Raw genomic sequence first — 22,065 nt, 5'->3', positions numbered from 1 at the left:
GCCGAGCGCCACCCGGGCGGCGGTCTCACGGGCGGAGGCGCGCTCCAGGATCGGACGGGCCTCGCCGAAGCCGTACTTCTGCATGCCGGCCAGGTCGGCGTGGCCGGGACGCGGCCGGGTCAGCGGCGCGTTGCGCGCGAGGCCGGCCAGCACCTCCGGGTCGACCGGGTCGGCCGCCATGACCTGCTCCCACTTCGGCCACTCGGTGTTGCCCACCATGATCGCGACCGGGGAGCCCAGGGTGAGTCCGTGGCGGACGCCGCCCAGGAACGTGACCTCGTCCCGCTCGAACTTCATGCGCGCGCCGCGACCGTAGCCGAGCCGCCGCCTCGCCAGGTGGTCCGCCACCATGTCCGTGGTGATCGGCACGCCGGCGGGAAGGCCCTCCAGCGTCGCGACGAGTGCGGGACCGTGGGACTCCCCCGCGGTCAGCCAGCGCAACCTGCTCAACGGGACCCTCCCGCCCCGCCGATGCAAGCCCCGTGCAGCCACTCGACCTTGTCGTACAGCTGGTCGACCGTGAAGGAGGACAGCATCGCGTTGCGGGCGGCAGCGGCGTCGCCGGCCGGGTGGTAGAGCTGTTCGCCCATGGCACGGGCCACCTGCTGCACCGTGGCGCAGCGTTCGTACCGCTCGGAGTTGTACTTCTCCAGGCGTTGCGGGACGTCCTCGCCGGCTCCCGCGAGCAGTTGACCGATGAGCACGGCGTCCTCAAGGGCCATGCAGGCACCCTGGGCCGCGTACTGGAGCATGGGGTGAGCGGCATCACCGAGGAGGGCGACGCGGCCGTCGGTCCAGCGCTCGACGGGGTCGCGGTCGCACAGGACCCATGTCCTCCAGTCGGTCCCCAGTTCCAGCAGCTGCCGTGCGGTGGCGCTCAGTCCCGGGAACTCGGACAGGACATGTGTCCGCTCGGCGGGCCTGCCGCTCACGACGTCCTGTGCAGCGTCGTCGCGGGTGACGGCCAGGTTGAGGAACTTCCCACGCGCGATGGGATAGTGGACGAAGTGCCACTTCGGGCCGGCCCACAAGGTGACGGTGTTCCATCGCAGCTCCTGCGGAACCTGCTCCATGGGGATGACGGACCGGTAGATCGTGTGGCCGGACACGCGCGGCGCGCCGTCACCGACGAGTTGCTCCCGCACAGCAGAGCGTATGCCGTCGGCGCCGATGAGCGCCGAGCCGGTGAAACGCTGCCCGGTGTCGGTGAGGGCCGTAACGCCTTCCGAGTTCTGTTCGTACCGCGTCACGGAGCAGTTGGTGTTCAGCGTGATGTTCCGCTCCGCGACGCAGCCGTCAAGGAGTGTCTGATAGAGATCGCCGCGGTGCACGACGGCGTACGGGTTGCCGAAGCGGGTGCGGTATGCGCCGGTGAGCGGCATGCTCGCGACCCGCTGCCCGGTGGTGCCGTCCATGAACCGCAACTCGTCGATGTGGACGGCGCTCTGCCGTGCCGCGGCACCGACGCCGAGGTGGTCCAGGGCATGGAAGGCGTTCGGGCCCAGTTGGATCCCCGCCCCCAGTTCGCTGAAAGCGTCCCTTCGTTCGAGCACGACGACCTGGTGGCCGTGGTGCGCGATGCTCAGTGCCGCCGCGAGGCCGCCGATACCGCCCCCGGCAATGAGTACCTTCATCGTGATCCTTGTCGCTGTGGTGAAGCCGGTCGAGAGGTCGAGGGAAAGAGCCGCCGCAGCTCCTCGTGGAATCCCGGAAAGGTCTTTCCGACGCAGGAGGGGTCGTCGAGCGTGACACCGGGAACGCGGAGTCCGAGGACGGAGAAGGCCATGCCGATGCGGTGATCGCGACGGCAGGCGATGCGGGCGCCGGTGGGCGCGCCGGGGTGGACGGTGATCCAGTCGTGGCCCTCGTCGGTGTCCACGCCAAGGGCACGCAGATTATGCGCGACGGCGGCGATGCGGTCCGACTCCTTGAGCCGGGCATGGGCGATGCCACGGATGGTGATGGGCGCGTCGGCGAGCGGTGCGATGGCCGCCAGTGTCATGAAGGTGTCGGAGATCTCTCCCATGTCGACGCGGAAACCGCCCCGCAACGGGCCCTCGCCGGTGACGCGGGTGGCCGAGTCCGTGACGTCCACCCGCGCCCCCAGCTGCCGCAGTACGTCGACGAAGCGCAGGTCGCCCTGGAGGCTGCCGTGGCCCAGACCGGGCACGGTGACGGTGGCGCCGGTGACCGCGGCGGCCGCGAAGACGTAGGAGGCGGTGGAGGCATCCGGTTCGACGGTGAGGTCGAGGGCGACGTAGCCGCCGGGCCGGACTTCGATGACGTCCGCGGGCCGTTCGGTGACGTCCGCGCCGAACCTGCGCATCAGGGCCAGCGTCATGGCGATGTACGGGCGGCTGACCAAGCTGTCCACGGTGAGAGCCAGCGGGCGGCGCATCAACGGGGCCGCCATCAGCAGCCCGGACAGGAACTGGCTGCTCAGTGAGGACTCGACGGTGACCGCTCCGCCGTCGAGCCCCGCGCTCTCCACCGTCATGGGCAGCCCGCCGCCCGCAGTCCCCGTCGTCACCGTGGCGCCCAGAGCTGACAGGGTGTCGGCCAACGGGCCCAGGGGCCGGGCCTTGAGCTGGGCGCTGCCGTCGAAGACGAACCGGCCGTGGCCCACGGCGGCAAAGGGCGGCAGGAAACGGGCCGCGGTGCCTGCGTCCTCGCACCGGACGCAGGCCTTCCCCGCGGGGCCGCGCCCGGCCCCGGTGACCTCCCAGACCTCGTCGTCCTCCCACGTCCGGATCCGGACACCGAGGCTCGTGAGCGCCGTACGGAAGGCGATCGTGTCGGCGCTGACGAGCGGAAGCCGGAGCCGGGATGTGCCCACCGCGGCGGCGGCCAGCAGCAGGGCACGGTTGGTGATGCTCTTGGAGCCTGGGATACGGGCCCTCATGGAGTGTCCTCCAGCATGTGGGTGGTCGGCTCAGCCTGTGAACGCAAGGCCGAGACGGGCCAGCTGGACGGTGTCGTAGGCGCCCTCGGTGGTGGCCTCGACGTCGAAGACATGCCGCTCGGTGGGCGGGTAGCCGATGAGTTCGGCCGCCCTGGCCGGGACGGGCGCGTCAGCGGCCTGCGCCGACTCCCACAGGAAGACGGCGCCCCACCGGTTGGTACGCTCGTCCGAGATCCACACCTTCAGGCGCAGCCCTCGGACCTGGGAGAAGCGGTCCACTGCCTCATCACGCAGGAAGTCCCGCAGCGAGGCGATGGTCTGCTCGGACCGGTCGAGGTCCCACCACGCGATCACCGCACGCACGAACGGAGCACCCCCTCGAACGCGTCGCCGACGATGCGCACGCCGCCCTGGGTGAGCACGGACTCTGCGTGGAACTGCATCGAGGCGAAGCCCGGCCCGCGCAGCGCGTGGACCTCCCCGGTGCCGGGGTCTCGGCTCGCCTCGACGGTCCCGAGGCCGGGTACCTCGAACTCGTCCACCGCGCTGCGGGCCGCGAAGGTGTTGTAGAAGCCGACCCGCTCGCGGGTGCCGAACAGGTCGATCTCCCGCTGGACGCCCTGGTTCGGCTCGGACCTGCGCACCAGTTCAAGACCGAGAAGGGTGCTGAGCACCTGGTGGCTCAGGCACACGGCGACGAAGGGCCGGCGCTGGTCCAGGAGCGCGCGGATCGCGGACCGCAGATGGGTGATCTTGGGTTCGCGGACCGCGCGCGGATCGCCCGGGCCCGGCCCCATGACCACCAGGTCGTGCTCGTCGAAGGAGTACGGCTCGTCGAAGCGCCGGACCGTCGGCTTCAGTCCGATGGCCCGCAACTGGTGGCCGATCATGGAGGTGAAGGTGTCCTCCGCGTCCACCACGAGGACCCGGCGGCCGGCCAGTCCGGGCCGCGCGCCCGCGCCGTGGCTGTGCTCGCCGATCCAGAACCCGGCGATGGAGCTGTTGCGCTGTTCGAGAGCCTGGCGCACGCGCGGGTGTTCGGCCAGGCGCGTGGAGCCGTCGGCCCCCAGAGCGGCGAGCAGGCCGGCCGCCTTGGCGCGGGTCTCGTCGACCTCCGAGGTCGGGTCGGAATGCCGTACGAGGGTGGCGCCCACGCCAATGGTCAGCCGACCCGTGTCGTCGATGTCGGCGGTGCGGATGAGGATCGAGGAATCGAGCGTGCGCCATCCGCGCTCGTCCTGCCCGATCAGGGCGATGACTCCGCTGTAGTAGCCGCGCCCCCGGGGCTCGTACCGGTGGATCACCCGGCAGGCGCTCTCCAGCGGGCTGCCCGTCACCGTGGGTGCGAACAGGGTCTCCCGCAGGATCGTGCGGGGGTCGTGGTCGCTCCTGCCCTCGATGAAGTACTCCGTGTGCGCGAGCCGCGCCATCTCCTTCAGATGCGGGCCCACCACCAGGGGGGCGGGGTCACAGATCCGCGCCATCATCTTGAGTTCCTCGTCGACGACCATGTACAGCTCGTCGGCCTCCTTGCGGTCGGCGAGGAAGTCCATCACTCCCGGCAAGGTGGGGCCGGAGGGCGGATAGCGGTACGTGCCGCTGATCGGGTTCATCACGGCCCGGCCCGCCCGCAGGCTCACGTGCCGCTCGGGGCTGGCGCCGACGAAGGTGCGGTCACCGGTGTGCACGACGAACGTCCAGTACGCGCCCTGCTCCCGTTCCAACAGCCGCCGGAAGAACGCCAGGGCGCTGTGCACGGTGTAGTCAGTGATGTCGGCGACGAACGACCGCTTGATGACGAAGTTCGCACCCTCGCCCGTGCCGATCTCGTCGGCGATCACCTTGCGGACGATTCCGGCGTACTCGTCGTCGTCCAGGTCGAAGGCGCCGCCGTCGAGCACGACAGGCTCGTCCGGCAGCCGCCGCAGGGCGTCGCCGACCGCGAGGGTGGTCTGCTCCCGCACGGTGATCGCGATCAGGGGTTCGCCGTCGTCGGCGCAGGCGTAGCCGCGTTCGGCGACTTGGCGGAAGGGGATCACCGCCAGGACGTCCTGACGAGCCCCGGCGCCGGGGTCGGGTGCCTCCGTCATGGGGATCCCGGCCACGGTGTCCACCGTCGCCGCCGTTCCCGACAGGACCTCCAGGGTGTCCGGGTCGCCGGACTCGGGACGGTACAGCAGCGCGAATGCGGGCGACGGCCGCGGTCCCAGGATGCGGTCGAGCAGGTCGGGCTCCGTAGGGCCGGGTGCCGTACGGGAGTTGTCCATGGTCATCGGGCGAGCTCCTCGATCAAGGACTTCGTCGTCGTGACCACGGCGCAGCGCTCGGCGGCGTAGTCGAGGGCCAGCCGGTGGTACGCCTCGGTGAAGTCGGCGACGGCGTCGGCCACCAGGAAGGTCTCGATGTCGTTGGTGAAGGCCTCCACGGCGGAGGACAGCACCCCGATGTGGGCGTACACCCCGCAGAGGATCAGCTGGTCGCGTCCCTGGGCGCGCATCCTCTCCAGCAGGTCGGTGCGGAAGAACGCGCTGTAGCGCCACTTGGTGAGCAGCCAGTCGTCCGGGCCCGGCGCGAGGGACTCCACGACCTCGCGATCGGCGGGGTCGACACGCATACCCGCTCCCCAGAAGTCCTTGAGCAGTCCGCGCTGTTCCTCGGTCATACCGCCCGGCTGCGCGGTGTACGCGACGGGCATGCCGGATGCGACCGCCTGTTCACGCAGCCGGGTGGCGTTGCGCACAAGGTCGCCACCGGGCGCCTCACCCTCGGGGAACTGTCGCAGGAAGTAACGCTGCATGTCGTGGACGAGCAGGACCGCCCGGTTCGGATCGGCACGCCATGCGGCTGTGTTGGCGGGCAGGTCGCCGGCCTGGGGCATCGGGTAGGGCTGGATGGGGGGTATGCCTGGCATGGTCTTGTCTTCCTCTGTCGCTTGGTTTCGTCGGACGGCAGGGGGCGCACCGCCGTCCGCCGGGATGCCGGACTCCGGGGGTGTGGTGTCACCGGCCAGGTCGCCGGATGCCGAGGCCGCACCGTTCGGCGGCCGACCGTCAGACGCCGAGGGTCGCGCCGCCGTCGACGGTGAGGCCGTGCATCGTGATGTGCGAGGCCTGGTCGGAGAGGAGGAAAGCGACCGCGTCGGCCACGTCCGAGGGGCTGGCCAGCTTTCCGAGGGGGATGCCGACGCGGTAGGCGGCGGGTGAGCCTTCAAGGGTCGCGGAGCGGCCCCTGTCGTCCTGCCACATGGAGGTGAGCATCGGGGTCTCGGTGGAGCCGGGGGCGACCACGTTGCAGCGGATGCCGTACTGGGCGACCTCCAGGCCCAGGCATTTGGTGAACATGGTCGCCGCCGCCTTGGACGCCGCGTACGCGGCCATGTCCGTGCGGGCGGTGCCCGCCGCGTTGGAGGCGATGGTGACGACGGCACCGGAGCGCCTCGGGACCATACGGTTGATCACCGCGCGCGACACGAAGAACACTCCGTTGGCGTTGACCGCGAACGTCGCCGCCCAGTCCGCGTCGGTGAGGCCCGTCGCCTTCCCGAGGCGCAGCACGCCTGCTCCGTTGACCAACTGGTCGAGCGGCCCCAGGACGTCCTCGACGTCCGCGACCATGCGCTCGGCGCCGGCGCTCGTGGTGACGTCGGCGGGGAACGCCCTGACCCGCAGTCCTTCGGCCGCCAGTTTCGCGGCCACCTCGTCCAACCGGTCGTCGTCCTTGTCCACTGCGGCCACCGAGGCCCCGCGTTCGGCCAGGGTCCGCACGACCGCCGCGCCGATTCCGCCCGCGGCTCCGGTGACCAGCGCGATCTTTTCCCGCATGGTGAACAGTCCTCCTTGCCAGCGATTTCCAGAGAATTTCCAGTTGCTCCTGAGTGACTTCTCAACGACGCCAGGCGGAGGCGACCTCGACGGCCTGGCGGGGATTGAGCCTCGGATCACAGAAGCTCGTGTACTTGTCCCCGACCGAATTCAGAAAAGTGCGGTCCGTGACGCATTCCGTGACCTCGTCCGGGGTGGTCTCCAGGTGCAGGCCGCCGGCGATCCCGCCGGCCGGTGCCACGGATTCCTGGAATTCTTCGACCTCGCGTACGACGGCCTGCACAAAACGGGTTTTCAGGCCGTCGGGCCCGGCCTCGGTGTTGCCGTGCATCGGGTCGGACAACCAGATCGCCGGGTGCCCGGCTCCGCGTACGGCGGCGACCAGGGCCGGGAGCACGCCGGGTGCCGTACCGGCACCCATACGCGCGATGAGCGTCAGCCGGCCGGGGACGCGGTCGGGGTCCAACCGCTGGCACAGGCGCAGCAGTTCCCCGGGCGTCATGGCCGGTCCGACCTTGCAGGCCACCGGATTGCGTACGGCCGCCAGGAGCGCCACGTGGGCACCGTCCACCTGCCGGGTGCGCTCGCCGATCCACGGCCAGTGCGTCGAGGTGAGCAGGAGGCTGCCGTCGTCCTGCCGCCGGGTCAGGGGCAGTTCGTAGTCGAGCAGAAGCGCCTCGTGGCTGGTCCACACGGGAGCCTGGGCGCGTGGGGCGCCGGCGGCCCAGCCGAGGTGTTCCATGACCTCACGTGCGGCCTTGTGGCCGGTCAGCAGGCGTCGGGGGTCGGGCCGCCGCAGCACCGGGTCGGGGTTCGGGTCGTTCACCATGTGCCCACGGAAGACGGGCAGTTCGACGCCCTGGACCGTTTCGGTGGGCTTGGAGCGCGGCTTGGCGTACTGACCGGCAAGCCGGCCCACGCGCACCACGGGCATGCCCACGTTGACGCGCATGACACCCGCCAGGAGGTCGAGTACGGCTGCCTTGCGGGCGACGTCCACGCGGCCGTTCTCCGCCCAGTCCTCGGCACAGTCTCCGGCCTGGACGACCTGGGCGTGGCCCTCGGCGACCGCCCTGAGGTGGTCGTGCAGCTGGGTCACGTCCGCGGTCTCGACGAGCGGCGGCAGCACGCTCAGTTCCCGCCGGACCCGCTCCCTCACGGGATGGCCCTGCCAGTCGGGCTGCTGAAGAGCGGGCAGCGATTCGATGTGAGCGAGCTCGCTGTTCAACACGGTTCCTCTCGTGGGGCGAAGAAGGATTTCTTCGGCTGAACTCGTGAGTTGCTTTCATCGATTCTGCGGAATTGCGGAATCTCCGTGAAGAGGGGGTTCGCGACTTCGTCATGTTCCGCCGCCTCATGTTCCGGCGACCCAGCATCAATGGAAAAGAAGAGGCGTCCCGCTCCTGTCGCCGTTCAAGCCACAGGACCAGGACGCCGTGCGTCGGAAAGGACCGCGGTCAGCTGGTGACGCCGCCGTCGACGACGAGGTCGTGGCCGACGACGAAGCTCGACTCGTCGGACGCCAGCCACAGCACCGCAGCCACGATCTCGTCGGTCGTGGCGACACGGGCGATCGGCACCGTCGTGGCCAGCCGGGCCGCGCGGTCGGCGTCCGTCTCCCCCGGGCGCAGCGACATGCTGGTGTCCGTGGCACCGGGGCTCACCGCGTTGATGCGCACGTTGTCCTTGATGTGATCCAGGGCGGCGACACGGGTGAGGGTGCTCACGGCGGCCTTGGACGCGGCGTAGGCGGCCATGCCGGGGCGGCGCCCGTGGTAGCCGATGTTGGACGCGGTGTTGACGATGACGCCGCCGCCGTGCGCCTTCATGTGCGCGATCTCCTGCTGCATGCCGATCAGGACGCCGTTCAGGTTGACGTCCAGGACGGACTGCCACACGGACAGGTCCAGGTTCCCTACCGGGGTGGGCTTGCCGAAGATGCCGGCGTTGTTGTGCGCCACGTGCAGGCCGCCATGGCGCTCGACCGTCGTGCGCACCAGGCGCGCCATGTCCTCGGGCCGGGTGACGTCGGCCACGAGGGCGTCGGCGGTGCCGCCGTCCTCGCCGACGAGTCGCGCCGTCTCCTTGATGGACTCCGGCCGGGCACCCGCGGCGACCACGGTGGCGCCCTCACGCGCGAAGGCCCTGGCGCTGGCCCGGCCGATGCCGGATCCGGCCCCGGTGACGATGACGACCTTGTCCTTGAATCGGGCGGTCATGGGGGGGTGCTCCTTGACATGTGTCGTTGCGAATCGGATATCGGGGTGCCTCGAGGTGGCGGGAGACCCGGGGGTCGGCCGCCGCGCTCGAGGCGGTGGGGCTCTCAGCCGCCGCTCCCGGGCGAGCGAGGTCGCAGCAGGAAGAGCGCGCACACCGCTGCGGCCGCGAAGGCCACCGCGGCGATCGTGAAGGCGAAGCCGTAGCCGGAGGTCAGGGCGGACGCCGGCCCGGTGCCGGCGCGTTCCAGGTCGGCGGTGTGTCCTGCGGCAAGGGTGACCAGGACGGCGAGGCCGATGGCGGGGCCGGCCTCCAGCGCGGTGTTGACCACGGCGCCGGCGAGACCCGCCTGGTCCTGCGGGACGTCGGTGGTCGCGGACACGGTGGAACCGGCGAAGACCAGCGCCGTCCCGGCGGGGAAGAGCACAAGACCGACGAGCACCGCGCCGACGTACGGCGTGTCCGTGCCGATCCGGCCCAGCGCCGCGAGCCCCAGACCGGCGAGCGCCAGCCCCGCGACCAGGACCACGCGCGGTCCGAAGCGCTGCACCAGCCTGCCCACGGACCCGCCGCTGACGACCAGGGTCAGTCCGAAGGGCAGGAACGCCGCCGATGTCCTCAGCGCGGAGTAGCCCCGAACCTCCTGGAAGTACAGCGCGAGCATGAAGAAGATCGTGGTGATCCCGGCGGCACCCAGGAAGACCGCGAGCAGCGCCACGGCCCGGCGCGGCGAGGCGGGGAACGCCAGCGGCAACAGCGGCTGCTCCACCCGTGCCTCGGTGACGACGAAGCCCACCAGCAGCGCACCGCCGCCGAGCAGCGTGCCGAGCGCCACCGGAGACGTCCAGCCGCGCTCCGGCGCCTCCACGAGGCCGTAGCTGAGCAGAGCGATCCCGATGGTGACCAGGACGGCTCCGAGAGCGTCCAGCCGGCCACCCCGGGGCGGGGCACCCGCAGGAATCAGCCGGGGCGCGGCGGCGAGGGTCACCACCGCGACCGCGACCGGTACGACGAACGCCCAGCGCCAGGAGTTCCACGAGGCCACCACCCCGGACAGCAGCATCCCGGCAGTTCCGCCGGAGGCCGCGAGCCCACCCCAGACCGCCATGGCACGGGCGTACCGCACGGGCTCCGTGTGTACGACGCTCACCAGCGCCATCGCGGCCGGTACGGCCAGTGCCGCACCGGCGCCCTGGACGAAACGCGCCGCCAGCAGCGTCCACAGCCCCGTGGACACGCCCGCCAGCGCCGAACTCCCACCGAACAGAAGGGTGCCGAGGAGGAACACCCGGCGGCTCCCGTACAGGTCGGACAGCCGACCGCCCAGAAGCAGCAGGCCGCTGAACGACATGGGGTAGGAGGCCCCGAGCAGCGCGAGCTCGGCGCGGTCGAGGCCGAACTCGCGCTGGATGTCAGGGAGTACGACGTTGAGCACGCTCATGGCGAGGATGAGCACGAACTGGACCGACGCCAGCAGGGCGAAGGCCACGTCTCTTCTCCTGACGCCTGCCGCTTCCGCGGCCGTCGCGGCCGACTTCGTCCGCTCGGCCGCGGCGACGTCATGCTCCTGCACAGCTCGCCTCACGTGTGGTCGGGATGGGTGATGGACTGCGAGTGCCTGAAGATGTTCCGAGGGTCGTACGCGGCCTTGATCCGCTGAAGCCGCGGGTAGTTGTCCTTGTAGTAGAGCGTGTACCAGGGCACGCCGCTGGTGTTGACCTTCGGGTCGGTGATGTCGGCGTCGGGGTAGTTGATGTAACAGCCGTCCGTGGCCACGCCCGGTACGGGGTATCCGCCGCCGGACGAGAAGACCTCGCCGTACACGTCACGTGTCCAGCCGATGTTCGCGGCGTCGTTCTCGGCACCCGCCCAGAAGCTCTGGAACAGCCCCTTGAAGACCGAGTCCCGCTGCACCGACGCGGTGTCGCCGGACGCCACCGTGTTGATCTTCCCGCCGTACGACAGCAGGACCACCATGGACGCCGGGTTCTCGTGGTCGGTGCGCGTCAGGTGCCGGTACATCGCCGTGGCCTGCGCCTCGGTGACGTTCCTGCGCAGGTAGGCGGACTTGTGGTGGCCGCGCAGCGTCGGATTGGTCAGGGTCGGGTTGCTCGTGCCCAGCAGCTTCACCGAGTGCAGCCACGGAAGAGCCTGAGGCGTGAACAGGTCGGGCAACGCGCCCAGTTCGCCGACGGGGTCGGACATCGGGCGCACCGCCGTGTCGGACAGTGAGGCGGTGACCTCGGCGAGGAAGTCGTCGAGCACCTTCTTCGCGTCGGGCACGGTGGCGTCGATCTGGGTGAGCAGGCCGATGCTGCCGTTCGCCCTGTGGTTCATCATCAGGAAGCTGCACAGGGAGGCCGCGGACGAGCCGACGGAGCCGTTCTTCTCGTGCCAGGCGCCGAACTTCCGCACCAGGGACACGAACGAGACCTTGTTCAGTTCGCTCCACGGCAGGGCGAGCGCGCTGACCAGAACCTCCTCCGGGGGCTTGGGCAGCAGCGAGGCGGGGTCGGTGCCGGTGGCGTCCGGGCTGCGGAACCAGTACCGCGTGACGACGCCGAAGTTACCGCCGCCTCCGCCGGTGTGCGCCCACCACAGGTCGCGGTTGGGGTCGTCGGCCTCGCGCGTGGCCACCACGCTGCGGGCCTTGCCCTTCGCGTCGACGACGACCACCTCGACCGCGTACAGGTGGTCGACCGTCAGGCCGTGCCGTCGGGACAGCATGCCGTAGCCGCCGCCGCTGATGTGACCGCCCATGCCCACCGAGTAGCACATGCCACCGGGGATGGTGACGCCCCAGCCCTTGAAAAGCGATTCGTACGCGTGGAGCAGCGTCGATCCCGCGCCCACCTCGAAGGCCTTGAGCCGCTCGTCGTAGCCGACCGTGTCGAGCAGTGAGGTGTCGATGACCACCCGGACCTCGGGGTTGAAGACGAAGTCCGCGTAGCAGTGGCCGCCGCTGCGCACCGAGATCCGCTTGTTGCCGTCCACGGCTTCCTGCACGGCCCGCACCACCTGCTCCGTGGTACGCACCAGTCGGACGGAGTCGGGCCGGGCGACCCAGCGGGAGTTGTTGCCGACGACGAGATCCGCGTAGCGGGGGTCGCCGGGGAGGATGGTGACGGCGTCAGGAGCGGCTCCTGTGGCGGCGGTGGCGGCCGTCGCGGCGGGGCCGGTCTCCAGGGCCGTGGCGGCTATCGCCACGGCCGTGCCGGCCAGGACGCTTCGTCTTTTCATGGAACTCGCGTTCTCTTTCTGTGTCGGTGCAAGCTGACAGACGGGCTCAGTCGCCCCAAATAATTCCGAGGCCAAGACTTTCGGCGAATTCCACGGTGCGGTCGACCGACCACGATTCACCGACCGGCGCCGACTTCCCCAGGCCCGTCGGATAACCGGCCTGCGAGAAGAATCTCTCAAATCCACCAGGCGTGGTGACGACATAGAAACGAGCGGTCTCGCTCTCCACCAGATAGGAGTGCGGAACACCGCGCGGCAGGAACAGCACACCCGCACCCTCGACGGTTTCCGTGCGGTCGCCGACAGTGAGGCGAACCTCGCCGCCCTCGATGATGAAGATTTCGTCCTCGAGGGTGTGCATGTGGCGCGGTGCGCGTTCTCCCAGCACGGCACTGAAGTGTGTGATTCCCAACGCGCCGCCGGTCTCCTCGGCGGAGAGCTTCGTGGTGACCACCGACCCCTTCCCCCAGAGCCGGGAAGTTCCCTCACCGTCGCGGCGAATTATCGGCGACCGTCCTGCTAGCCCTGCGGTCAAGGTCCCTCCAGCACAGTGCGGTCAGGTGTTCAGCATTTCGCCGGGAGCTTCACACACCGTCGTCGCGGCCCGCAATGCGCGCGGCTTAGTTTGTCAGGTGCCGCCCCGCACCCGCCCGGAACACAATACGCATCGAAACTCAAGCCCGCGCCGCATACTTTGTCAGGTTGCCGCGATGTGACCGCGCAGCGGCGCGACCGTTATCGTGAAATGGACAGCAAGCCAATGCCAGACCCTAGGATTATGGTCGCCCTTTACCTTTCGGACGCCGGAGCGGAGGCAGTCATTGACCACACGGCCGCGCTCGAAACGCAGTGGCGCCCTGGACCAGCTCGCGGCGGAGGGGGTAGGTCTCTGGCTGGACGACTACCACCGGGGCCGGCTGGCCGACGGCAGCCTGGAGAGGCTGGTGGCCGACGGGCTGGTCGGTGGCGTCATCTCCCGGCCCGCGGCCGTCGCGCGGGTGATGTCGGGCACCACCGCCTACCGGGATCAGCTGAACCGGCTTCCGGACGCGGCATCCTCGGCCGAGGAACGCGTCTACGCGCTCATCGCCGAGGACGCCCGTGCGGCCTGCGCCGCACTGGAACCGGTGTTCCGGGCGACGGGAGGCATGCACGGCTGGGTCTCCCTCGGCATCGCGCCCCGGCTGGCCGCGGACGCCAAGGCGATGGTCGACCACTCCAGGCGGCTCGCGGAGGCAGTGGGCCGCCCCAACCTGTTGATCCGGATCCCCGTCTCGGGACAAGGACTTGCCGCTGCCGGTGACCTGCTCGCCCACCGGGTCGGCGTGCACGTCACCTCCGTGTTCTCCGTGCGGCGGTACGCCCAGGCGGTGGACACGTACTTTCGCGGCCTGGAGCGTGCCTTGGCCGACGGTCACGCCGCGTCCGGCGTCACCTCGCTCGTCTCGCTGGACACCGGCCATCTGAATGCCCGTGTCGACGCCCTGCTGGACGGCTCGACGGCCCCCTGCGCCGCCGAGCTGCGCGGACAGGCCGGGGTGGCCACCGCGCGGCTCGTCTACCGCCGCTACGAGGAGAGCCTCGGCTGCTCCCGTTGGCGTTCCCTGGTGGCCGACGGCGCCCGTCCGCAACGGCTGCTGTGGACTTCGGAGAACGCATCGGAATCCCCTCGGACCGCACTGGACCGGGTCGGACGGATCATCGCCTGGATGACGCTGCACGCCCTGCCCCAGGCGGCGCTGGAAGCGCTGGACCGCCGCGAGGGATTCCACGGCGACACCCTCTCCGGGGAACACGGCTCGGCCCGCCGGGTGATGGACGCGCTCGGACGGGCCGGCATCGTCGTCGACTCGCTCGCGCACGACCTGGAAGCCGCGGCGGCCGAGAGGGAGCGCGCCGCGTGGGACGAACTCCTGGCGTTGGTTCAGGCAGGCTGAGCCGCCGTCGGAGCTGGTTCGGTACGCAGCCCGCCCCGACGCACGGTGCCGTCGTTCCCCTCCGACGCACCCTCGCCGGAACGCACTTCCACCAGGAAGTGCTCGACCAGGTCTCCCCTGTCGACGACGTCGTGCCTCTTGAGCACCCGCAGCCGCCGGCCCGTCTCCGCGGCGATCCGGCGCAGTCCGTCCATGTCCCCCCTGCTGCTGAAGTGCAGCAGGGCCCGGCCGCCGTTCACCAGCCGGCGCGGTGCCTCGTCCACATACCTGCGGTGCGCCTCGTATCCGGGATCCACATAGGCACGTTCCAGGGAAGAGCCGAACCGGTAGTCCTCCGGCGCGCGGACGTACGGCGAGCTCCAGACGATCGTGTCGAAGAGCTGTCCGGCGGGCAGCCCGTCGAAAAGGTCGCTGTGCACGGCTCGGACCCGGTCGGCGACCCCGTGCCGCCGGGCGTTGAGCGCGGCGTTCGCCACCGCCTTCGCGTTGACGTCGGAGGCGACGACCCGCTCCCAGCCCGCGAGGGCCGCCGTCACGGCGACGACTCCGGTGCCGCACCCGATCTCCAGGAACGCGCCGCGTCGCGGGCGGCGTACGGAGTCGGAGAGGCCCAGCAGATCCAGGACGATCTCGGTGGTACCCGCGTGCAGCGGGGCGAAGACCGTGTCGAGCAGGTCCCATTCCCTTCCACGCAGCGAGAACACCTTCGGGCGGTGTTCCGGCCGCATGGAGTCACGGCTGCGTTCGAGCGAACGCAGATAACTCTTGATCTCGGACATCGCGCCCCCCGACGGTCCTCTCCTGATCGCCGAGCACCGCCTTCGCGTTCCCGGCCACCGCCCGCATCCCCTCGCGTACGGCCCCGGCCCGATCCTTCCGTGACAGCCCGGGCGAGCGACAGGTGGTCCGACCACACTGTTGGCAGGGGTCAAGGGTGCCTCGACCACCACTCTCCAGGAACAGCAGTGCGACCACGTACCGTAAGCGGTTGAAACCGCAGGGCTAGGAACTTAGGCTCTCTAAAGACCTACGTATCCGATCACACTCGACCACAGAGAATCACGGGGGAAGTGATGGCAGGGGGGCCGGAGCAGGCTTCGCCGGATGTGATGTCCGTACTGGAACTGCTCGCCACGGGGGCGCCGACAGCTCGGTTCGAGGAACTGCTGGACACCGCCCGGCGCGAGGAGGCTTCCGACGCGACCCTCGCGGAACTCGACCAGGCCGCCCGCCTGGCCTCGCGCGTCCGGGCCCTGATCGGCCACGCGCAGCAGCGCGAGGCCGGACTCGCCGCACTCGTCGACACGGCCCACGACCTCACCCTGGTGCACGGCATGGACGCACTCCTGCACGAGATCGCACGACGGGCACGCCGACTGTTGAACTTCGACATGGCCTACATCGGACTGCGCGACACCGACGACGAGAGCGCAGGCTCTCTGATCCGCGCGGCGGAGGGCGACACCACGTCGCTCAGCGTGGGCCTCAAGACCTCCGAGGACTCAGGCCTCGGCAGCCTCGTCCAGCGGACCGGCGCGCCCGCATGGAGCCCCGACTACCTGGCCGACAAGGACCTTCCGCACTCCCCCGACATTGATGCCGCCGTGCGGGCCGAGGGTTTGCACGCCATCCTGGCGGTACCGCTCGGTCACGGCACGACGGTCTTCGGCACCCTCTACGGCGCCGACCGGAAGGTACGGCATTTCACTCCGGACGAGATCAGCCTCATGCGCTCGCTCGGCAAGCTGGCGGGCGTCGCCGTCGAACGCGCGCGGCTGCTGGAGGACACCCGCGCCGAGGTGACCGAACTGGCACTGGACACGTCCCGCGCCAGGAGCAGTCTCCACGTGCAACGCCGCGTCGAGGCCGCCTACATCCGGCTGATCGACCTGGTGCTGGGCGGCTGCGATCCGCAGACCCTCGCCGAAGCCGCGGCCGAGGAACTGTCGGGGGCGCTGGTCGTCAGGGACTGCGTCGGACGCACGGTCGTGGTGACCGGCACGCCGCCCGAACTGGCCGAGGACGACGTCCTCAGGTGGACCTACGACGCCCATGCGGCGGGCCGCCCCGTGCCCATGCCCGAGGGTGGCTGGGTCGCGCCGGTCACGGCCGGCGGCGAGAACCTCGGTGCCATTCTGCTGGTCCCCGACGAACCGCTCACGGACGACTTCGGGGTGCGGTTGCTCCAGCTCACCGCGCGGGCGGTCGCCCTCATCCTGCTGCTTCAGCGCACCTCGACCGTCGCCCACGACCAGATCCGTGACGAACTGCTGGAAGAACTCCTCAGCGACATCCGGCCACAGCCGCGCCAGCTGATCCCGCGGGCACGCCGGCTCGGCATCTCCATCGACGAACCGCACGTGATGGTGCTGGCACGGCCCGAGGGAGGTGCGGAAGGCCGCGCCGCCGCCTGGGCGTCGTCGTACGCCCATCGCATGTCCGGGCTCATGAAGGTCCGTGAAGGCTGTGTGACACTGCTGATCCCCGGCGAGGACCCCCTCGCCGCGGCCACCGCGGTGTCCGGGGAACTCACGCCGCTCGTCGGTCGTCCCGTCACGATCGGGGCGGCCGGGCCCGTCTCGGGCCCGGACCGCGTGGCCCAGACCCACCGCGAGGCCCTCAGCTGTCTGGAAGCACTCACCGAACTGGGCAACATCGGCTGCGTCGCCACCCCGCAGCAGATGGGCTTCCTCGGCGTACTGCTCTCCGAGACGCACGGCGTCAGCGACTACGTCGAGTCCGTGATCGGCCCCGTGCTGACCTACGACGCCCAGCGCTTCACGGAGCTGACCCGCACACTGGACGCCTACTTCGCCTCCTCCTCGAGCCCGACGCGCGCGGCGTCGGACCTGCATGTGCACCCCAACACGGTGTTCCGGCGTCTGGAGCGCGTCGCCGAACTCCTCGGCGCGAACTGGCAGGACCCTGAACGAGCACTCGAGATCCAGCTCGCTCTCCGCCTGCACCGCACCCGGCGAACCCTGCGTCACCGCCACACCGCCGTCGGGACGGTACGCGACTGACGGCAACCCGGCTCCGTGACAGCCAGGTTCACAAGGGTCACGCGGAGATTCGACGCGCGTGGAGGGGCAGCTCATCCGACTCGTTCGCCAGCACCGACACCGCATGGGCGACGGAAGCCAGCGTCATGTGGCGGTGCCAGCCAGGGAACGAGCGCCCTTCGAAGTCCCGGATACCCACCCGCTCACCGATCCGCTCCTCGTCCTCGGCGACCCGCCCCGCTAGCCGGGTCAACCGCACGAGGTCACCGACCGGCGCCGTCGCCGGGGCCGCGAGCCACAGGTCCACCGGGGCCTTCCCCAGCTCGTGCCACACGCCCATCAGCAACAGCTCGGGCCCGGAGCCCGGCCGGGACAGCCGTACGCGGACCGCCGCCACAAGCGTGGTACGCCGTACCGGCCCTCCGGCGTCCTCCAGCGGACGGCGCAGACCCTGCACGGACTCCATGATGTGACGGGCCGGAATCGCTCCCGCCCGGTACCCGGGCATCGCGCGGTCCGTCACGATCAGCCGCGTGCTCCCCTGCACCCGGGTGAGCAAGGGCGTCCGAGCCTCCGCGAAGGGCCGGACGACGCCGCCGAGGCCCCTCACATGGGTGTCGAGCACGACAGGACGCTTCGGCACCGGCCACTGGCCCAGGGCGGTCAGCGCCGTAGCGGTCGCGCACTCCTCCGGTGTCTCCGCCTCGGTTCCGCCGGGGATCTCCGCCCTACGACACCTGCGCGCGTCCCCGAGCCAGGACTCGGGCAGATGCAATCGCCACTGAACGGGGACACTCGCCTCCTCGGCCGCAGCCCAGGCTCCGAAAGCCAGCTGTCCGTTGAGCACTTGTCCGAGCTCCGGGGCGAACTGCCGCTCCACCCCCACCGAGTGCTCGCCCGCCTTCGGAATGAACAGCGGCCGTACGACCCAGGCCGTTGGTCCCAGCACCCGCATGACACGGTCGGTGAGGGCTTCGCGCATGGGCGACCAGTCCCAGGTGGAACTGCTGATGAAGTGGTGCAGACTTTGCTCCGCCGCGGTCCCGCCGGCGAAGGCGGCGATGTTCCGGATCGACTTGCGCCCCTCCGCCGCCAGCAGCCCACTCAGATATTGCCGCGCCCTCAGCCGCTGGTCACTCCGGCGTAATGACGCGAAGAGCTCAGCGCTGAACGCGTGGTCCGGATGGATGACGTCGTAGGCCCTTCCTCGTATTCGGTGCCAGGAGACGACTTCCGCGTTCATGGTTCCCCCCGCTCGTCCGGTTCACAGCCGCTTCCTCCACTCTGGCCACGCGCGTCCGGCCACGGGAGGTGCACCGGACACACACCTGCGGGCGACGACGGTTGCCCGACCACCCCCGGAAGGGCTCCCTCCACGGCAGCTGTGACGCGGCCGCAGCGCCCATGTGTGGTGCGACCACCTCCAGCCGCCTCGAGCGCCACCCGCTCGGCCACCGCGCCCGCCGACGGGACCGTGCCGGCCGACGCCGCTGTGCCACACGGGCAGCCTGGCCCCCCACAATGGTCTCTTCCCTCGGAGGGACGCGGGGCGAGGCATGCAGGCGCCGGGAGGCACGGGGCGACGGAAGTCGCAGCTCGAACTCAGCCAAGCTGACGCCAGGCTCGCCGGCTCCGGGCCCGCCGGCTCCGGGTCCGCCGGGGAACCGACGGCTGATCGGCCCGCCAACCCTGGAACCGAGCCGAGGCATCATCCTCGGCCCCCCACCCTCACCTGATCCGCTAACCTGTCAGGGAACGCCGTCAGCGGCGGTCCCACCCTTGCCGCAGTGCGGGTGAACGCTCACTCAGAGTATTCAGCCACGCTGCATGCGAGGCCCCGCCTTCGTAGCTCAGGGGATAGAGCACCGCTCTCCTAAAGCGGGTGTCGCAGGTTCGAATCCTGCCGGGGGCACAGGCAGAAGGGCCAGCTCAGGAGGGTTTTCCTCCCAGGCTGGCCCTTCGTCGTGTCCGGGGTCGTGCCACACGCGTGCCACTACGCCCGTTCGGCGACTCGTCGGAGCGGAAGGGATGCCCGCTACTCCGCAACGAAAGGCGCATACCCGACCGCCACCTCACTGACCTGCAAGTCCGAGAAGAGCAGGGTGAGACGGTGCGCGTTGGTCTCGATGCAGACCTCATGAAAGTCGATCCCCACGGCTTGCGCCCAACGGCGGGTCGCTTCGGACTGCGGAAGGACCTTCGCACCTGGGTACAAAGGGTGACACTTCACACCCCAGACATATCCGTCGAGGTCGACGCCGGTCTCATGGTCGATGAGGCAGTCGTCCAAAGAGACACTCCAGGTCTCCGGCAGCACGGACGACTCGCACCGGGCCTCGACGCAGTACCGGAAGAGATACCGCAGATACGCCGGCTCGACACCGGTGCGGGGATCCGCCGTCATGTAGACGATGACCTCGTAGTCGCGCATGTAGCTGGTGTATCCGTGGTGGACGACGGCGTGATCGAAGATCTCGTCCAACATCTGTTCAAGCACCGCGGCGTCCATGCAACCGTTTCTATCCCACGCGATCAGCCCCTGACAGCCGGATATCTACACCGGTGCCAAGGGCTGAGGACTCCACGACGATCGCTCGGACAAGACTTAGCCGGGCGTTTCCTCTCCCCCACCTTCGCGGATCATGGCCCCGAGCCGGTCAGCGATAGCCCGGTCACGGTCGCTGGTCATGTGCTGGTAGATCAGCGCGGCCCGCGAGCTGCTGTGCCCCATCCGCGTCATCAGCTCCCGCGTGCTGGCCCCAGCCGTCGAGGCCAGCGTGTTGCCCGTGTCCCGAAGATCGTGGAAGTGCAGCTCGGCCGTGACGCCCGCGGCCTTCCGGGCCTTGACCCAGTCGTCCCGGAAGTTACTGCGCCGCAGCTGCCCGCCCTGGGGTCCGACGAAGACGTGCCCGTCGCGGCCGGGAGCGGCGAAGTGCTCCGGCTGGGCGCTCGTCCAGGTGGCTGACGCTCACGGCGAAGCTGACGTCATCGCTTCGTACGTCACTGACGGGCCCGAGCAGTTCCTGTATGCGGTGGCCAGACTGGTGCTCGGGGACCGGGAGACGCGTGCCGAGTTGTTTGGGGAGCCTCAGGTCTACCGATGGTTCTTCCAACGGCACGGAGCCGGGGTCACCATCCGCCTCGTCGTGGCCGATGCGACCGTGCGCCGGATGGTGCGGGAACCCTTCTCTGGTCCGGTCGCCACACACTTGCGCAACTGGCCCGGTCGGCCGTCCGCGCCTTTGATCAGATCGCATATGAACTCGGTGAAGAGGCCTACGCTGCCCAGTGGGGCCGTCCGTTCCCTCGAACCGAACTCGAGGTCCTGCGCGCAGCGATGCGGGTGCATGTACAAGCAACACCCTGATACAGGGAGCTGGCTTGGTGCCGCACAAGACTGCCGATCGAACTCCTGGTGCGCCACATGACCGACGACGCCGCGTCCTGTCCCGAGTGCGGCCGGCCCATGGAGTCCGGTGGCTTCGTCCTCGTCAAGCGGGAGCACGACGGCCAGCGGACCTGCCGGATCCTGTGGAGGTGCACCGGTCTGCATGTCTGGTGGCGATGGGCCGACCGGCCGGAGGAGCCGCTGGAAGCTTGCCCGGTGCCCGACCAGTTCCGGTGACATCAGAGGCTGACATCGACGGTGCTGCACCACGGCGGTGCACAGCAGCCTGAACGGCACCGTTGGCGTGGTGTGCTGCTCAGCCGGTGGTGTGTGAGGTGTTCAGGGACCGGGCGTGGTCGGCGAGTGCGTGGAAGTCGTTCTCCCGCAGGCCGATCCGCGGATTGACGTGGTGGAGGAGCACGGGTCCTTGGTGGTGAGCGGTCACGTACGTTTGGTCCCGCTCGCTCAGCTCGTCGTCCACCCAGGCGAACGGACGACCGCCCGCGTAGTCCACCAGCGGCCCGGTCTTCCAGTGGATTCCATCCGGACGTTCCTGGAGTAGGGCGTCGCCGAAGTCCACGTAAGGGAGTTCAGGAAGACCGAGGACCGGTGCGATCCACCGGTTGGCATCATCCATCCATGTGGTGGCCCAGCACAGCTCGAAGCCGAGCTGGAGCAGGATGCGTCCGTGGTCCGGGTTGAGCCAGACACGTAGGGGACGTGGTCGGAACGAGAGGCCCATGTCGACCTCATCAGCGTTGTTCCGGGGAATCTGAGTGTGGTGTAGCCGTCGGGACGCCTTTGCGGCTTGGCCGCGTATGGGTTGAGCGGCCCGTCCACGTCGAGGAACAGCAGTGGTCGGTTCACGGCTTCCCCCGAATCTGTGCACTGTGGACTGCCCCGGTCAGCGTAACTGCGCGATCGTCAAGCAGCCTTGGATTTGTCGTCCGGGGGGCGATCGTCGGAGCCGGCGGAGAGTCACCCACGCGCTCCATACGTAAGGAGCGGCAAGCGGCACTACAGGGCGCAGTGAGGCGGTGTTACTGGTAGCAAATGCGGTGCGAGGCCGCGAAGGACTCGCCCTATGTGCTGAGGTAACGGTCCAGGAGTTCACGCAGGTTGCGGGCCTCCGTCGGCAGGTTCGCCGAAAAGGCGGTCCATCCGGTGAAGGTCAGTTCGTGCGGCAGGTCGACGAGGCCGGTGATCGCGTCCCAGAAGGCGTTCCAGTTCCGGCCGTAGAAGTCGGGGAACATCAGGCTTCGTGGAAGGAGCCGTTGGAGTGCCTCAGCGTCCCGTACCTCGACCAGGTCGATGACCAGCGAGCTGGGGACCGTGGGTTCCGCCTCGTTTGTTCCGTCTGTTTCGTCCGTCATCACGGCCTGGGTCTTCTGGTGGGTGCCGACCGTCGACGAACCTGTAGCTGTCGTTGGTCACGTACGGCTCGTCGTCGGCGAGGCGCAGTCGCCTGCACGGCTGCTTGAACCGCTTCATGGTACTGATCAGGCCGGCATCGGTCTCGGGCCACACACGTCCTGGCGGGGTGCGGCCGACAGTACGC

19 protein-coding genes, 1 tRNA gene and 2 pseudogenes are annotated in these 22,065 nt (G+C 69.7%); 4 read left to right on the top strand and 18 right to left on the bottom strand.

Annotation, left to right across the window (positions count from 1 at the left end; genetic code table 11):
• The 12 genes from CCN29_RS11935 to CCN29_RS11880 all read right to left on the bottom strand — a co-directional run.
• Window positions 1-450, bottom strand: a 450-nt coding sequence (locus CCN29_RS11935) for a chorismate synthase (protein ID WP_143661312.1), incomplete at its 3' end; no start/stop codon positions are given.
• Window positions 447-1,634 (bottom strand): 3-hydroxybenzoate 6-monooxygenase, encoded by a 1,188-nt coding sequence (locus CCN29_RS11930; RefSeq protein WP_031021466.1) that lies wholly within the window; start codon window positions 1,632-1,634, stop codon window positions 447-449. The genes CCN29_RS11930 and CCN29_RS11935, both read right to left, overlap by 4 nt.
• On the bottom strand, window positions 1,631-2,902 hold the full coding sequence (gene aroA, locus CCN29_RS11925) for a 3-phosphoshikimate 1-carboxyvinyltransferase (protein WP_086681550.1): 1,272 nt from the start codon (window positions 2,900-2,902) through the stop codon (window positions 1,631-1,633). Before aroA ends, CCN29_RS11930 begins: the two co-directional genes overlap by 4 nt.
• A 30-nt stretch (window positions 2,903-2,932) precedes the next feature.
• Window positions 2,933-3,265 carry a hypothetical protein gene (locus tag CCN29_RS11920; RefSeq protein ID WP_006135773.1) on the bottom strand — a complete coding sequence of 111 codons (333 nt, stop codon included), beginning with the start codon at window positions 3,263-3,265 and terminating at the stop codon, window positions 2,933-2,935.
• Complete coding sequence (locus CCN29_RS11915) at window positions 3,253-5,175, bottom strand: anthranilate synthase family protein (RefSeq protein WP_086681547.1); 1,923 nt, start codon at window positions 5,173-5,175, stop codon at window positions 3,253-3,255. Before CCN29_RS11915 ends, CCN29_RS11920 begins: the two co-directional genes overlap by 13 nt.
• Complete coding sequence (locus CCN29_RS11910; RefSeq protein ID WP_006135771.1) at window positions 5,172-5,813, bottom strand: isochorismatase family protein; 642 nt, start codon at window positions 5,811-5,813, stop codon at window positions 5,172-5,174. Before CCN29_RS11910 ends, CCN29_RS11915 begins: the two co-directional genes overlap by 4 nt.
• Before the next feature lie 139 nt (window positions 5,814-5,952).
• Window positions 5,953-6,723: a 2,3-dihydro-2,3-dihydroxybenzoate dehydrogenase gene (locus CCN29_RS11905; protein ID WP_006135769.1), complete on the bottom strand. Its 771-nt coding sequence runs from the start codon at window positions 6,721-6,723 to the stop codon at window positions 5,953-5,955.
• A 61-nt stretch (window positions 6,724-6,784) separates the two neighbouring features.
• On the bottom strand, window positions 6,785-7,951 hold the full coding sequence (locus tag CCN29_RS11900) for a 3-deoxy-7-phosphoheptulonate synthase (RefSeq protein ID WP_086681544.1): 1,167 nt from the start codon (window positions 7,949-7,951) through the stop codon (window positions 6,785-6,787).
• Window positions 7,952-8,180: 229 nt separating this feature from the next.
• Window positions 8,181-8,942, bottom strand: coding sequence for an SDR family NAD(P)-dependent oxidoreductase (locus CCN29_RS11895; protein WP_086681541.1), 762 nt, complete (start codon window positions 8,940-8,942; stop codon window positions 8,181-8,183).
• 104 nt (window positions 8,943-9,046) lie between these two features.
• The gene (locus CCN29_RS11890) at window positions 9,047-10,513 is read right to left on the bottom strand and encodes an MFS transporter (protein ID WP_442538330.1); all 1,467 of its coding nucleotides are present in this window, start codon (window positions 10,511-10,513) and stop codon (window positions 9,047-9,049) included.
• Window positions 10,514-10,521: 8 nt separating this feature from the next.
• Window positions 10,522-12,180 carry an FAD-binding oxidoreductase gene (locus tag CCN29_RS11885; RefSeq protein WP_086681537.1) on the bottom strand — a complete coding sequence of 553 codons (1,659 nt, stop codon included), beginning with the start codon at window positions 12,178-12,180 and terminating at the stop codon, window positions 10,522-10,524.
• 46 nt (window positions 12,181-12,226) lie between these two features.
• Window positions 12,227-12,634 carry a cupin domain-containing protein gene (locus CCN29_RS11880; protein ID WP_037817397.1) on the bottom strand — a complete coding sequence of 136 codons (408 nt, stop codon included), beginning with the start codon at window positions 12,632-12,634 and terminating at the stop codon, window positions 12,227-12,229.
• 367 nt (window positions 12,635-13,001) lie between these two features.
• Here CCN29_RS11880 and CCN29_RS11875 point away from each other — a divergent pair, with 367 nt between their 5' ends.
• A complete protein-coding gene (locus CCN29_RS11875; RefSeq protein ID WP_086681534.1) occupies window positions 13,002-14,117 on the top strand; it encodes a transaldolase family protein in 1,116 nt (371 codons plus the stop codon).
• Here CCN29_RS11875 and CCN29_RS11870 read toward each other — a convergent pair.
• A complete protein-coding gene (locus CCN29_RS11870; RefSeq protein WP_006135761.1) occupies window positions 14,105-14,896 on the bottom strand; it encodes a methyltransferase in 792 nt (263 codons plus the stop codon). The genes CCN29_RS11875 and CCN29_RS11870 overlap by 13 nt on opposite strands.
• A 330-nt stretch (window positions 14,897-15,226) precedes the next feature.
• Between CCN29_RS11870 and CCN29_RS11865 the strand changes: the two genes are divergently transcribed.
• The gene (locus CCN29_RS11865; RefSeq protein WP_086681531.1) at window positions 15,227-17,140 is read left to right on the top strand and encodes a helix-turn-helix domain-containing protein; all 1,914 of its coding nucleotides are present in this window, start codon (window positions 15,227-15,229) and stop codon (window positions 17,138-17,140) included.
• 37 nt (window positions 17,141-17,177) lie between these two features.
• Here CCN29_RS11865 and CCN29_RS11860 read toward each other — a convergent pair whose 3' ends face one another.
• Entirely contained in the window at window positions 17,178-18,362 is a 1,185-nt protein-coding gene (locus CCN29_RS11860; RefSeq protein WP_006135758.1) for an IS701 family transposase, read from the bottom strand.
• 596 nt (window positions 18,363-18,958) lie between these two features.
• Between CCN29_RS11860 and CCN29_RS11855 the strand changes: the two genes are divergently transcribed.
• A tRNA-Arg gene (locus tag CCN29_RS11855) sits at window positions 18,959-19,031 on the top strand.
• A gap of 123 nt (window positions 19,032-19,154) precedes the next feature.
• Here the strand turns inward: CCN29_RS11855 and CCN29_RS11850 are convergent.
• Both CCN29_RS11850 and CCN29_RS11845 read right to left on the bottom strand, forming a co-directional pair.
• Window positions 19,155-19,628 (bottom strand): YxiG-like protein, encoded by a 474-nt coding sequence (locus tag CCN29_RS11850; RefSeq protein ID WP_086681528.1) that lies wholly within the window; start codon window positions 19,626-19,628, stop codon window positions 19,155-19,157.
• A gap of 96 nt (window positions 19,629-19,724) precedes the next feature.
• Window positions 19,725-20,057, bottom strand: a pseudogene (locus CCN29_RS11845) (tyrosine-type recombinase/integrase); the annotation flags it as partial.
• A gap of 486 nt (window positions 20,058-20,543) precedes the next feature.
• Here CCN29_RS11845 and CCN29_RS11835 point away from each other — a divergent pair.
• Window positions 20,544-20,744 carry a hypothetical protein gene (locus tag CCN29_RS11835; RefSeq protein ID WP_031062434.1) on the top strand — a complete coding sequence of 67 codons (201 nt, stop codon included), beginning with the start codon at window positions 20,544-20,546 and terminating at the stop codon, window positions 20,742-20,744.
• Between the two features lie 79 nt (window positions 20,745-20,823).
• On the opposite strand, the pseudogene CCN29_RS11830 reads toward CCN29_RS11835, so the two are convergent.
• Both CCN29_RS11830 and CCN29_RS11825 read right to left on the bottom strand, forming a co-directional pair.
• A pseudogene (locus CCN29_RS11830) lies at window positions 20,824-21,374 on the bottom strand (HAD domain-containing protein).
• A 215-nt stretch (window positions 21,375-21,589) separates the two neighbouring features.
• Window positions 21,590-21,880: a barstar family protein gene (locus tag CCN29_RS11825; RefSeq protein WP_051791981.1), complete on the bottom strand. Its 291-nt coding sequence runs from the start codon at window positions 21,878-21,880 to the stop codon at window positions 21,590-21,592.
• Window positions 21,881-22,065: the final 185 nt, after the last annotated feature.

It is taken from the genome of Streptomyces pseudogriseolus (assembly GCA_002154585.1).
In the GTDB taxonomy this organism is placed as follows: Bacteria; Actinomycetota; Actinomycetes; order Streptomycetales; family Streptomycetaceae; genus Streptomyces; species Streptomyces pseudogriseolus.
Note: the sequence above shows the minus strand (reverse complement) of the source record. Positions and strands in the feature narration are given on the sequence as shown.